The 14,219-nt window shown below is 38.5% G+C and carries 12 protein-coding genes; 4 read left to right on the top strand and 8 right to left on the bottom strand.

The annotated features are described in order from the left end of the window. Positions 1-160: 160 nt before the first annotated feature. On the top strand, positions 161-373 hold the full coding sequence (locus DO88_RS14875; protein ID WP_007375989.1) for a hypothetical protein: 213 nt from the start codon (positions 161-163) through the stop codon (positions 371-373). Between the two features lie 18 nt (positions 374-391). Here the strand turns inward: DO88_RS14875 and DO88_RS14880 are convergent, their stop codons facing one another. From DO88_RS14880 to DO88_RS14910, 7 genes are all read right to left on the bottom strand, one after another. Continuing rightward, on the bottom strand, positions 392-1,318 hold the full coding sequence (locus DO88_RS14880; protein ID WP_033038205.1) for a hydrogen peroxide-inducible genes activator: 927 nt from the start codon (positions 1,316-1,318) through the stop codon (positions 392-394). 82 nt (positions 1,319-1,400) lie between these two features. Then, entirely contained in the window at positions 1,401-2,669 is a 1,269-nt protein-coding gene (locus DO88_RS14885; RefSeq protein ID WP_007375987.1) for an inorganic phosphate transporter, read from the bottom strand. Positions 2,670-2,708: 39 nt separating this feature from the next. After that, a complete protein-coding gene (locus DO88_RS14890; RefSeq protein ID WP_007375986.1) occupies positions 2,709-3,386 on the bottom strand; it encodes a TIGR00153 family protein in 678 nt (225 codons plus the stop codon). 150 nt (positions 3,387-3,536) lie between these two features. Continuing rightward, positions 3,537-4,238 (bottom strand): phosphate signaling complex protein PhoU, encoded by a 702-nt coding sequence (phoU, locus tag DO88_RS14895; RefSeq protein ID WP_007375985.1) that lies wholly within the window; start codon positions 4,236-4,238, stop codon positions 3,537-3,539. A 46-nt stretch (positions 4,239-4,284) separates the two neighbouring features. Then, on the bottom strand, positions 4,285-5,112 hold the full coding sequence (pstB, locus tag DO88_RS14900) for a phosphate ABC transporter ATP-binding protein PstB (protein ID WP_007375984.1): 828 nt from the start codon (positions 5,110-5,112) through the stop codon (positions 4,285-4,287). 27 nt (positions 5,113-5,139) lie between these two features. Beyond that, complete coding sequence (gene pstA, locus DO88_RS14905; protein WP_033032120.1) at positions 5,140-6,789, bottom strand: phosphate ABC transporter permease PstA; 1,650 nt, start codon at positions 6,787-6,789, stop codon at positions 5,140-5,142. A 15-nt stretch (positions 6,790-6,804) separates the two neighbouring features. After that, positions 6,805-9,039, bottom strand: a complete 2,235-nt coding sequence (locus tag DO88_RS14910; RefSeq protein WP_033032122.1) for an ABC transporter permease subunit — start codon at positions 9,037-9,039, stop codon at positions 6,805-6,807. Positions 9,040-9,421: 382 nt separating this feature from the next. On the opposite strand from DO88_RS14910, the gene DO88_RS14915 reads away from it, so the two are divergent. From DO88_RS14915 to DO88_RS14925, 3 genes are all read left to right on the top strand, one after another. After that, positions 9,422-9,928, top strand: a complete 507-nt coding sequence (locus DO88_RS14915) for a glycine cleavage system protein R (RefSeq protein ID WP_007375981.1) — start codon at positions 9,422-9,424, stop codon at positions 9,926-9,928. Between the two features lie 96 nt (positions 9,929-10,024). Beyond that, positions 10,025-12,112 carry a polyphosphate kinase 1 gene (ppk1, locus tag DO88_RS14920; protein WP_033038204.1) on the top strand — a complete coding sequence of 696 codons (2,088 nt, stop codon included), beginning with the start codon at positions 10,025-10,027 and terminating at the stop codon, positions 12,110-12,112. Next, the gene (locus DO88_RS14925) at positions 12,105-13,592 is read left to right on the top strand and encodes a Ppx/GppA phosphatase family protein (protein ID WP_033038202.1); all 1,488 of its coding nucleotides are present in this window, start codon (positions 12,105-12,107) and stop codon (positions 13,590-13,592) included. The genes ppk1 and DO88_RS14925 overlap by 8 nt, the downstream gene beginning before the upstream one ends. 47 nt (positions 13,593-13,639) lie before the next feature. On the opposite strand, the gene DO88_RS14930 is transcribed toward DO88_RS14925, so the two are convergent. Next, positions 13,640-14,095, bottom strand: coding sequence for a hypothetical protein (locus DO88_RS14930; protein WP_007375977.1), 456 nt, complete (start codon positions 14,093-14,095; stop codon positions 13,640-13,642). Positions 14,096-14,219: the final 124 nt, after the last annotated feature.

Raw genomic sequence — 14,219 nt, 5'->3', positions numbered from 1 at the left:
TTATTACTATCATTATTATCTTTTTTACCTATACTTTCCTCATCACAATACGAATGTCACGTTATTTAAAGGATTACGCTTAACAAACATGACATTACCTATTGCAAATACAGAACCCTAAATCACGGGCTGTTTTAAAATAAGGTTTGAGGAGATAAATATGACGCAATTGATTATCTTATTACTACTTATTCACTTTGCAATAGCGTATCAATGCTATCGATACGCGAGCATAAAGGGCTACCCAATTCGAGTATTTACAGTATTAGGTTGCATGCCTTATTTTAATTTAGTGGTGTGGATCTATTTATTATTTTTACCGGAGCTAGAACCTTTTGAACACCATAACCATGATCAAAAGCAGCCTCTTTAGGCTGCTTTAACATTTAAATCACTTTGTTTTATTAAACTCCAAACTACATTGGCGTTGTAAAAACACCTCAAGCTGCTGACTAAATAATTTAAAGTCGCGAATTCGTCCCGTTGTTTTACGCCACAATATACCGATATCACGGTATGCGTCGCTTTGCGATGGTGTCGCTGTCATATTTTTATTATCTAAAATCCCTGCATTAATTGCCATTTGCGGTAAAAAAGTCACGCCAAGTTGATGTTCAACCATGCTAAGCAAAGTATGCAAACTTGCTGCTTCAAATGGATTAATACAACTAGCACGATTTAAGTGACACGCACTAAGCGCATGCCCTGTCATACAATGCTCACGCTCCAGTAAGAATACACTCGCATCTGGTAGCAAATTAAAGTCCTCTACCCCCTTTGCAGGCATATATTCTTTATGATGCACTAAGCTAAAATGATCTTTTGCCAAAATTTGAGTATGAAACTTATCCGTTTCGTATGGTAAGGCTAATAGCGCTAAATCAATATGACCATGCTCGAGCTTGTCGAGTAGTTTATCGCTCGTGTCTTCTATCAATACCAGCTCTAAGTCGCAAAAAGCTTGTTTGCAAAAGTGATAGAGCGGCGCAGCAATAAAGCTCGCGATAGTCGGTATTACACCCACGGTTAACTTACCGCTGAGGGGAGTTAAAAAGCTTTTAGTCAGCTCTTTTAAGCTAATTGTATCATTAATTATTTTACGAGAACGCTCTACAACTTCTTCGCCGATGCTGGTAAACATAAGGCTACGATTTTCTCGCTCGATGAGCTGACAACCAAGTGTTTCTTCAAGGTTTTGAATCGCACTACTTAAAGTGGATTGACCTATAAAGCACGCGCTCGCGGCACGCCCAAAGTGTTGATGTTGATGAACAGCTAATAAATACTGTAGCTGTTTGATGCTTGGAAGATTGGTCATTTTTTCTTTCCACAAATAAAAAGACCCCAACACCTAGGGCGTTGAGATCTTTTCAAGCTAAAAGTCTTTAAGTACTTTTTTGTTAAACCCCAAAAGCGGTTCTTAGTACGTAGAAAATAACAATAGCAAGGGCAGCACCAACTGGCAACGTAATTACCCAAGAAACTACAATGTTTCTGATTACGCCCATATTAAGTGCTCCAATTCCACGTGCCATACCTACACCTAATACCGCGCCAACTAAGGTCTGAGTAGTAGAGATTGGCATACCAGTACCTGATGCAATAACAACCGTTGAAGCAGCAGCTAGTTCAGCAGCAAAACCACGGCTAGGCGTTAAATGTGTAATGCCTTCACCAATCGTTTTAATTACTTTTTTACCTAAGATAGCAAGACCTGCCACAATACCAAAACCACCAAGCGGTAGAATCCACCATGCAATAGCGGCTTTCTTAGCAATTTCACCATTGTTTTCAACAATATTTACAACAGCAGCTAGTGGACCAATAGCATTAGCAACGTCATTAGAACCATGGGCGAATGCCATACAACATGCAGTTAATACCATTAATACAGCAAATACTTTTTCAACATTGTTGAACTGCATTTGCTTATCCGCTTGAGGATCAATCTTCAAACGAGAAATAGCAATTTTACCAATAATACCCACAATAACCGCAATAGCGATAGAAAGTGCATAGCCTTCAACAGCACCTAAATCTATGCCAACATGCTTTAAGCCTTTTTTAATTGTAACTAAAGCCATAATAAAGCCCGCTAGACCCATATAAAGCGGTACATAACGTTTAGCATTTTTAAGTGGAGCGTCTGTATCAAAAATAAGCTTTTGCGCACTCATAAATATTAAGTATGCAATAAAGCCTGATATAGCCGGTGTTATAATCCAACTACCAACAATACCACCTACTTTATCCCATTGGATTGCCTCAGTACCAACAGCAACTAAAGCAAAACCAATGATTGCGCCAATGATTGAGTGAGTAGTTGATACCGGCCAACCTAGGAACGAAGCCATTAATAGCCATGTTCCGGCTGCAAATAAAGAAGCAATCATGCCCAGAACCATAAGCTCAGGAATATCTGCAAATGGTGCTGCATCAATAATTCCTTTACGGATTGTTGATGTAACCTCACCACCTGCTAAGTAAGCACCTGCAAATTCAAAAATCATCGCAATAAAAATTGCTTGTTTGATTGTAAGCGCTTTAGAACCTACTGAAGTACCCATAGCATTAGCAACGTCATTCGCGCCAATACCATAAGCCATAAAAAAGCCGACTGCTGCGGCAATTAAAATTAATACCGTGCCGTAAGATGCAATGATATCCATTGTGTAACCTTAATCTTTCGTAATTGAACTGATTTTAAATTAACGAGCTAACATCAGCTCAAGACGTGATCCTACGCGCTCTGCAATATCTGCAAGCTCGCCAACCCACTCAATGATTTTGTATAAAAACATTACATCAATTGGATTTAGCTCACCTTCTACAACTCGCAGTTGGCGACGTACTTTTATTTGCATTTCATCCGTGTCTTGTTCTATCGCATCCAATTCTACTAGCATTTTTTCTACTAAGGTCACTTCGCGACCTTTAAAACCAGTTTCTAGCAATTCTTCTAACTCATTAATTGCTTTAGATGCTTGTTTAGTTGCATCTACACAACGAGTTAAATAAGCAAGAAAATCAACTTGCATAACTTTAGGAATGGTCATTTCACGACCAATCACACGTCCAGCAATGTCTTTCGCTTTATTAGCAATTTTGTCTTGTTGGGTTACTAATTCGAGCAGATCTGTACGCTCTACCGGCATGAATAATCCACGCGGTAGCTGTAAACGTATATCTCTTTTCATATCATCGGCTTCACGCTCTAAATTACGAATAGTGATACGAAGCTCTTCTGCTTGTACCCACTCTTCTTTAAATACGTGATTAAAAAAAGGTATCAAAGCTTTACTTGCTTGATGAACCTTCTTGATGTGTTCTTCCATAGGTTTGATAGGAGATTTTGCAAATACTCCTAAAAACGCGTTTGTAGGCATAACTGACCCTTTAATCAAATTGATATGCTTTGCAGCATGAATTTTACAGCATTCACAACGATTGTGAATGCTTTTTATTGCTTCACTTGTGCTAACAATGCACAAAGCGACACAAGGTCGCTTTAATACAAAAGAATGAAATAATTAAATTTATAGAGATTTTTCTATATCTTCTTGAGATGTATGACGAATATCTTTGCCATTTACGAAATATATAATATATTCCGCAATATTTTGGCAACGATCTCCGATACGCTCAAGCGAACGAACAGACCACACTAAGTCCATAATTTTCGGGATTGAGCGAGGATCTTCCATCATATAGGTCATTATTTGACGTGTAATGGCTTCATACTCTCTATCTACCTTTGCATCTTCCTTGTGAACCTGAAATGCACGTTGTACATCCATACGCGCAAACGCATCAAGCACATCATGAAGCATTTTTAATACTTGGCGACCCATATTTTCAATATTAACTAATAAATCTTGCTGATCTTTAGTAAATGAATCCAATGCCACTTTTGCAATGCGCTTTGCTTCATCGCCAATACGCTCTAAATCAGCAATCGTTTTTGCAATTGCAATTACTAACCGTAAATCACTGGCTGCGGGCTGACGACGAGCAATAATGCGAGTGCACTCTTCGTCAATGTTCACTTCCATAGCATTTACTTTGTAATCGTTCTGACGCACCTTTTGAGCAAGCTCTGCATCGTTACGACTAACGGCGTCAAGTGCGCTGCTTAGTTGTTGTTCAACGAGGCCGCCCATGCTTAATACATGGTTGCGTACATTTTCTAGCTCTTGATTAAACCGGCCAGAAATATGCTTATTAATATTATGTTCCATAATTGCCTTCTCTCTTAATCTTATACAACACGTTATAACGGGCTAATTAACCGTAACGACCGGTAATGTAGTCTTCGGTCTTTTTCTTAGTTGGTGTTGTAAATAAGGTATTTGTATCTGAATACTCAATCAATTCACCCATATACATAAAGGCTGTTTGATCAGACACTCGCGCTGCTTGTTGCATGTTATGTGTAACAATAACAACGGTAAATTTGTTTTTTAAATCGTTAATAAGCTCTTCAATTACCAACGTTGAAATTGGATCAAGCGCTGATGTAGGCTCATCTAATAGTAACACTTCTGGCTCAATCGCAATTGAACGAGCAATAACTAAACGTTGCTGCTGACCACCCGACAAACCAAACGCACTATCGTGTAATCTGTCTTTTACTTCATCCCACAATGCTGCACCACGAAGCGACTGCTCTACTACTTCGTCTAATTTACGTTTCTCTTTAATACCTTGTAAGCGTAGTCCATATACCACATTCTCATAAATAGATTTAGGAAATGGGTTCGGACGCTGAAATACCATGCCTACGTTACGGCGAAGTGCGGCTACATCAACACTTTTATCATATATATTTTGCCCATGAAGTAATATCTCACCTTCAATTCGGCAAATATCAACCAAATCATTCATGCGGTTGATACAGCGCAGCAATGTTGATTTACCGCAACCCGATGGGCCGATAAACGCGGTTACTTGACCTTTAGGAATGTTCATATTCACTTTATTAAGTGCTTGCTTATCACCGTAGTAAAGATCGAGATTTTTAATCTCTAACGCTTTTTGATCGTCAGTTAAGTTTTCTAAATCTAACTTCAAGCCTAAATTTGCTTGGTTTACTTGTGGAGCGACTGTAATCATGTTTGTTACCTATAAAATCTTTACAAATTAGTGTTCAAGCGATCTGAATTTTTCACGTAAATGATTACGTATACCAATAGCCGTTATGTTAAGCGTAATAATCACCGACACTAATAAAAAGGCCGTTGCGTATACCAGCGGACGCGCCGCTTCAACATTAGGACTTTGGAAGCCAACATCGTAAATATGAAAACCTAAATGCATGAACTTTCTATCTAAGTGAAAGTACGGGAAGTTGCCATCCAGTGGTAATGTAGGTGCCATTTTCACAACGCCCACCAACATTAGTGGTGCAACTTCACCTGCTGCACGTGCAACTGCCAATATTAAACCGGTCATAATTGCAGGACTTGCCATTGGAATTACTATACGCCATAACGTTTCAACTTTTGTTGCGCCAAGTGCGAGTGAACCATCGCGCACAGTGCTAGGAATACGAGATAAACCCTCTTCAGTCGATACAATAACAACAGGCAAAGTCAGTATAGCGAGCGTTAACGCCGACCACATTACACCAGGTGTACCAAATACTGGGGTTGGTGATGCTTCTGGATAAAATAATTGGTCTAAGCTGCCACCTAACATGTATACAAAAAAGCCAAGGCCAAATACACCGTATACAATTGAAGGAACACCCGCTAAGTTAATCACCGCGATGCGAATCATTTTAGTGATAGCATTTTTAGCGGCATACTCGTGCAAATAAATTGCAGCAACAACACCAAACGGCGTCACGATTACAGCCATCAACATAACCATAAACACTGTACCAAATATAGCAGGAAAAACGCCGCCTTCGGTATTTGCTTCACGTGGGTCATCAGATACAAACTTACCTAACTGTACAAAGTAGTGCCCTAACTTTGCAAAAAAGCCCATGTCGTTTGGAAACCAAACATCGAGTACTTGGTACATAGGAATAGTAACAATTTCACCGCGCATATCTTTTACGGTTACGTAGTCACGTTTAGCTTGCTTACGTAGTGCAAATAAATCTTTTTCAAGTACACCATACTCTGCACGTAATTCAGCACGTGCTTGAGCAAGCTCAGCAACACGTTCATCAGTTAATGCGTTATCGAGTAAGTAGCCCTTTTCTTTTAAACGAAGACGCTCAAGCTCGTAGTTAATATGGCCTATATCGCCATTTTGTAAATCGAGTGCCTCATCGTTTAAATCAACAGCACGCTCAACAAGCTCATGTAGTATTTCTACTTTATCGCCAGCCACCGGCTTGCCATCTTTAATTACATTTTCTACATAGCCATAAAAGTTACCGTTTTTGCTACGTTCGAATACTGCAAGTGCCGCTGGCGTTGATTTATCTTTTATGTCAGTTTCCAGTATCCAACGAAAATCTAAATCTACGTATTCCCGATTACCCGTTTTTATCAGTAAACGTTCAAACTCTTCTTTATCGAATGCAGATACATCAATACCCGTTGCCGTCAAACGTTCTTTAGGAACAAGTTCACGATCGTAAATTTCACCTATTACGGTTTGTTTTGCAATTGACCCTTCAAGTTCAAACTGTACAACTTGAGAAGGCCAAAAAAAACTTAATCCCTTCCAGGCTATCATTGCTAGGATACCTAGCACTGAAATTAAACTGATGCTCACTGCACCACCGGTCATCCAAATCCAAGGAGAACCAGACCTAAACCACTGCTTTATCATGTCGTGTCTCTCCACTTACATTGAGCTGTATTTTTCACGTAGTTGCTGACGAACAAACTCAGCCACTGTGTTAAAAATGAAGGTGAATATGAATAGTACAAAAGCGGCTAAAAACAAAATTCTATAATGTGAACTACCCACTTCTGACTCTGGCATTTCCACCGCAATATTTGCAGCAAGAGTACGCATGCCTTGGAAAATACTCCAATCCATAATAGGTGTATTACCTGTCGCCATTAATACAATCATTGTTTCGCCAACTGCACGGCCTAACCCCATCATTACTGCTGAAAAAATACCTGGGCTGGCTGTTAGTAATACAACACGCACAAGCGTTTGCCACTGAGTAGCTCCCAGAGCTAATGAACCGTTTGATAAATGTTTTGGCACACTAAATACCGCATCTTCAGCAATCGAAAATATAGTAGGAATAACCGCAAACCCCATCGCAATACCAACAACTAACGAGTTTCGCTGATCGAACGTCATGCCTAATTCATTCGTTAAATATTGACGAACATTGCCATCAAACATCCACAGTTCAATTGTTTCGCTCATTGCGAACGAAAACCAGCCAATAAGTAACACAACCGGAATAAGGATGATTGAATGAGAACCTTCTGGTATTTTATGGCGAATGCTTGCTGGCAACTTTGTCCAGCCTAATGCCGTACCTAAAATGCCCAATGGTAGTAATACTAATAACCCAACAATGGCTGGCAAATGCTCTTCAATTAAAGGAGCCAACCAAAGGCCAGCTAAAAAGCCTAAAATAACCGTGGGTAATGCTTCCATTATTTCTACGGTTGGTTTCACTACCTTACGAAGCTCACTCGACATAAAGTAGGCTGTATAAATAGCTGCAGAAAGTGCAATAGGTACCGCAAATAACATGGCATAAAATGCCGCCTTTATTGTGCCAAACGAAATAGGTACGAGTGAAAACTTAGATTCAAAGTCATCACTTGCTGATGTTGACTGCCAAATATAACCCGGCTCAGGGTAGCCTTCGTACCATACTTCTTCCCATAGCGCAGACCAGGTTACCTCAGGGTGTTCGTTATGTATTTCAAGTACCGTAAGTTTATTGTCAGCTAAAATTAATGCGGCGTTAGAGCGTGGTGCAATAGCAAAGTCTTTAATAGCACCTTCACTCACCTTGCCTTGCCATAATTTGGCTTCGCTTGTTGTATAGTACACACCAAGTTCGCCATTACTGCTGGTAGTAAAAAAAGTTCGGCGATAAAACTCTGTAAATATATTTAACTTACTTTGTTTACTTGTTTCAAATGAGCGGATTTTTTGATATTCACGACCAGTCTCAGTATTTACTTCAAACCATTGTGAAACCTCACCATTATCATTAGCAAGCATCAATGAGTTAGCACCGGCAAGTAATTGTGCAGATACTATATTTGCATTTTCTTCATTTGCCGAAAGTAATTGAATTAGCTCAACGTCGCTTGAATCACGTGTATCGTATACATAAATTTGATTAGCTGAACGAATAAAAGTACGCGTTGTATCAGGTGAAATTAAAAGCTCATCGACGCGCCCTTCAATGTTCAACTCAGTACGTTCAACAACCCATTCTACCTCGCCAGTAAACATGTTTTCTTCAGCTACAAAGCTACTAAACAAAACACGTTTGTCAGCCGTTAATGCCACAACAGCTGTTTTATCTTCATAATGACTAAATGCAAAACGCGATATAGCAGCGCCTTCTTCATCTACTTCTAGCGCCATTTCGCCAAGTGGGTAATCAACTCGCGGCGTTAATTTACGTTCATTATTTGGAAACGTGACTAAAAATTTAGGTGCAACAATCACCACCGAACCGTTTTGTAAGCCATAGGCATATTGCCCCTGAAACGGTGCGCTGGTCGCAAAGCTACTCACTTCACTTGGTAGTTCTACATCAAGTGTTTTAAGTTTTTTACCAAAACTAGCTTTTTCTACATTGTAAAAATCTACACTGCCTTGCTTGCTAAGTAAAAAAGCAACTTCTGTTTGCTCTTCAACACCTAAACCAACAATTTGATCTGCATTGGCAACATTGAAACTGTCGCGCTTTTCAACTTTTGCTGATTCAAAAATCGGTTGTACTACATAAAGGAGGTAGAAAAAAATTAATAGCAGCGCTATTAATACCATTACTCCACCTGCGGTTATGCCAAACTTGGCAAACCGATCTTTAAATAGACGGCTTCGATCCGTATTAAAAGTCGGCTTATTCGGATTGGAAGTCATCAAAACACCCTTAAATCTTAACGTTGCATAAATTATATTTCATCAAGATGACAGTATTGTTACAGCGGTAACAATAAACCTTTTTAGCCAGCTAATAATAAGGTGGTTTAATTCATTGCATATTTTGCATTAAACGAATAGTTTATAAGTGAACTTAATTATAAATTTATTGGACAAAGTATTTATCGAGGTCAATACTGAAAGGCGCCTAATAAATAACAATAGCAATGAGCTAAGCACTTAGTGCACATTGCTAGACGCGCACAACTCTAGGGTTTGAACCTATCGTTTATAAAACAACCCATAATATTTAGATTTAAGTTAGATAAACACTTAATGCCTATGCATTTACCTTCTTTGGGCTTAAAAAAGAGAATTATTTATGAAGCAGTTGGTTATAACAATTTTAGGGAAAGATCGCCCTGGCTTAGTAGAAAGCATCTCAACCATTATTTTAAAAAATAACGGTAATTGGCTCAGCAGTAACTTAAGTCATTTGCTTGGTCACTTTGCAGGGATCATACAGCTAGAGGTCGCTGAAGAGCATTTACAATCACTTCAAAATGCATTAAACGCATTGCCTAAGCTTGATGTACGTATTGAAACCGGCAATACAGAAATAGAACATGTTGAACTTGAACAGCTAAACTTTGTGATTACAGGAAACGATCGCCCTGGAATAGTACAAGAACTTGCCAGTGTTATTCGCCATAAGGGCGCTAACATTACCCATTTAAACTCAAGGCAACAGAGCGCCCCAAACTGGGGAGTCCCTATTTTTAGCGCCGTAGCTACCATAACATTACCTAATGGAATGAATAAAGATGAAGTAATTGATGCTCTCGAATCGATAACTAGTGATTTGATTGTTGATGTTGAAGACGTTTAACCTTCCTTGATGCGTGTCATAAACCTGACACGCATGTCATTTTAATGTCATGAACTTGCACTATATTTTATTTAGCATCTAATCGCGGAATAAAATATGAATGCCCATACAGGAAAAACGCAAGTTATTGAATATTTTGCAAAAGAGTTAAGCTGGCTATCGTTTAACGAGCGCGTATTACAAGAAGCAAAAGACAAAAGTAACCCAATCATTGAGCGTATGCGTTTCTTAGGTATCTTTTCAAATAACCTTGATGAGTTTTTCAGAGTTCGAGTGGCCGATGTTAAGCGCCGTATTTTATTAAGCAAACTACCTGATGCTAATTTTGAAGAAGACGAAGTTCTTTTAGGCCAAGTACAAAAAAAAGTATTATTGCTTGGTAAAAAATTTAACCAAGTTCATCAGCAAATTTTAAGTGACTTAACCGCACATAACATCCATGTTGATCGTCCTGAAAAGCTAAGCGAATTCCATTTAAATTGGTTGAAAATTTACTTTAATGACAATGTACTACAGCATATCTCGCCCATATTACTTGATGAAAATAAAGATTACTCAGATTACGTCAACGACACCATGACCTATCTATTCGTAGAAATGTGTGACGAAAAAAGCCATTACGCTATGCTCGAAGTACCCACAGACCGCGTGCCAAGATTTATAAATTTACCGCCTGAAAAAACTCGTCGCCATAAAACTATTGTGATGCTTGATGACGTTATTTTATATTTTTTAAATGATGTATTTAATAGCTTTTTTAGTTTTAAAACAATTCAAGGTTACTCAATTAAGCTTACTCGCGATGCAGAATATAACCTTGATGACGAACTAGAAGAGGGCTTATTAGATAAAATGTCTAAAGGCCTCAAACAGCGTATTTACGCAGAGCCCGTTCGTTTGGTATATGACGAAACCATGCCTGATAATATGCTTAAAGTAATGAAAAAGCGCCTGAGCGTAACTCATCACGACGCACTTATCCCAGCAGGCCGTTATCGTAACTTTAGAGACTTTATAGCCTTTCCTAATGTAGGGCGTCAGTACCTTGAAAATAAACCGCTGCCGGCATTACAAAGCGCTGCATTTAATAAACACACCAGCGTATTTGATGCTATTAGCGAACAAGATATTCTCCTTTATTATCCGTACCACACATTTAACCACTTACTAGAGTATGTGCGTCAAGCAGCATTCGACCCAAAAGTTACGCAAATTAAAGTTAATATTTATCGCGTTGCCAGTAAATCTCGATTGATATCATCACTCATCAATGCCGCTAAAAATGGTAAACAAGTCACTGTAATGGTCGAGCTAAAAGCTCGCTTTGATGAACAAAATAATATCGAGTGGGCAAAGATATTAAGCGGTGCAGGTATTAGAGTGATTTTTGGTATACCCGCGTTAAAAGTACACAGTAAGTTATGTATTATTCATCGTAAAGAGAAAGGTCAAATAGTAAAGTATGCACACATTGGCACTGGTAACTTTCACGAAAAAACAGCAAAAATCTATACCGACTTTAGTTTATTCACAAAACATGTTGGGATCTGCGAGGAATGCGATAGCGTATTTAAATTTATAGAAAGTAGCTACAAACCTTTTAATTTTGAATACTTAATGCTGTCACCTGTAAATGCTCGTGACACTTTACTTGATTTAATCGATAAAGAAATTCAGCATGTAGAGAACGGTTGTGCAGGTAAAATTACTATTAAAGTAAACAACCTTGTCGATAAACAGCTTGTTGATAAACTCTACTACGCTGGTCGTCGCGGCGTTAAAATACGTATAATTGTACGTGGCATGTGTTCATTAATACCAGGGGTAGCTAGATTTAGCGACAATATAAGAATAATAAGCATTGTAGATCGCTTTTTAGAACACCCAAGGGTAATGGTTTTTGGTAATAACGCAAACGACAAAGTTTATATTTCATCTGCTGATTGGATGACCCGTAATCTCGATCACCGCGTTGAGGTGGGCGTGCCTATTTTAGATGCGAAATTAAAGCAGCTCATTATTGATATTCTAGAACTGCAATTTAAAGACCGTACAAAAGCACGCTTAATCGATAGCGAACAAAAAAATGCCTATGTAAGACGTGGAAACCGTAAAAAAATCCGCTCGCAAATAGCGATTTATGACCACCTAAAAAAGTGGGAAGGTAACTATAATAATGGATGATCACCCCTCTATTGCCGCTGTCGACTTAGGCTCTAATAGCTTTCATTTAGTGGTTGCCCGTGAAGTGGATGGCACACTGCAAATTCTGCATAAAGAAAAGCAACGTGTATATTTAGCTGACGGGCTAGACGATAAATTTAGGCTAAGCCAGCAAGCAATTGATCGTGCCCTAATAGTGCTTAAACAATTTGCAAATACTCTACAAGACTTCCCTGCATGTAATGTAAAAGTAGCTGCAACGTATACTTTTAGACGAGCTAAAAATATCCATGCGTTCTTAACACAAGCCAATAAGATCTTTCCATTTCATATTGATGTTATTGCAGGGCAAGAAGAGGCACGGCTCATTTATCAAGGTGTCGCGCATTATGTACACAATGAAGAAAACCGCTTAGTAATTGATATTGGCGGCGGCAGCACCGAGCTAATAATAGGTAAGCACTTTAAACATAAGTTACTCACAAGCCGAAATATAGGGTGCGTAAGTTATACCAAGCAATTTTTTAGTGACGGCATAATAAACGCCAAACGCTTTAATAAAGCAGAGATAAAAGCAGAACAAGAAATAGAGGTTATTTTTGCTAATTACATCAATGAGGGTTGGCAAAACGTTATTGGTACATCTGGCACTATTAAATCTATTTTGGCTATGGTGGGCGCCCAAAACCCGCATCAGCCTTGTATAACCTACAATGATTTAGTCACCCTTAAACAGCAATTCATAAATGCCAAACATAGCGATAATTTACTCATTGAAGGTTTAACACCGGAACGACAGCAAAGTATTTGTGGCGGTTTAGCGATACTCATTGCTATTTTTAGAGAGTTTTTGATTAAAGAACTAACTTATAGTGATTTTTCGCTACGTGAAGGTTTATTACATGAAATGCAGCAAAAGTTGGCCGATAAAGACATTCGTAGCAATACCATTAATAACGTAAGTGATAGATACACTGTAGATAAAGCACATGCAATCCGTGTTACTAACACTGCAACTTGGCTTTATGAGCAACTTAAAGCGCCGTGGCAGCTTAATAACAATGATGATATTGCTTTGTTAACATGGGCTGCTAGTCTTCACGAAATTGGCCTATCAATTAACTCTTCGGGTATTAATAAACACAGCGCTTATATTGTTGCTAACAGCCAGCTGCCCGGCTTTACCCAACAAGAACAGGTAATATTAAGTTCGTTGATTCGCTTTTACCGGAAAAAAATTAGGCTCGATGAGTTACCTGAATTCATAACTATTTCTCAGCAGCAAGTGCTCAAGCTTATTACTATTTTGCGTTTAGCGATTCTATTTAATCAAAAACGCCAAGTAAGCCAAAAACCCAATATGGAAATTAGCGCAAATAGCACCGGCTTATTTATAAAATTTTGCGATAACTACTTGCAAGAACACACACTACTACAAGCTGATTTAATACAAGAACAGCGTTACTTAAAGAAAGTGGGTATAGCGCTTGATTGCTCCTAAAACTAACATATATCAAAAGTAGGATCAGTAATACCCCGCTTTTTTAGCTACATATCCATATGACGATTCGTACTTTGCATCATTTGCTTTATACCTTGCTTTTCCAGCTCTAGTATTTGTTGCAGCTTTTCTTGTCCGCTTTGGGTTTCGGCGCGTTCAAGTAAGTATTCGTATAACTCAATTACTTTTTGATGTTGCTGTGCTAAATAGCCTTGAATAACTTCTTCATCAAATTGCTGATCTTTACTAATATCTTCAAAAGTAATTAGCTCAGGGTTTTTAGCAAAGTATTCATAACAGTACGTATCGAGCGTATTTATTTCGGTTATCGCTTTAAACCCGACCAAATCTTCAGCCAGTTTTTTTTCGTAATTTAAGTAATAGTCCACCAGCATTGCATTATGTTCATCGAGTAAATCCTTTACGCTATGAAAATTAGCCGCCATTTGTGTATGAAACAAAACGGTCCAATCGTATACTTCTTTAATTGTTTTAACTTGCATGTGCATTCCTTACTTAGTTGACTGTATAGGTAGTACACTGCGTAAAGCGTGCCAATTAAAAAGCTATTTAAAAACAATCGGTTAGTTTGTGTATGAGTAATAACTAGCTATTTAATAGAACAAC

Origin of the sequence: Pseudoalteromonas sp. S3431 (genome assembly GCF_000690035.1) — a bacterium.
Classification (GTDB): Bacteria; Pseudomonadota; Gammaproteobacteria; order Enterobacterales; family Alteromonadaceae; genus Pseudoalteromonas; species Pseudoalteromonas fuliginea.
This window is presented reverse-complemented; position numbering and strand designations above follow the sequence as displayed.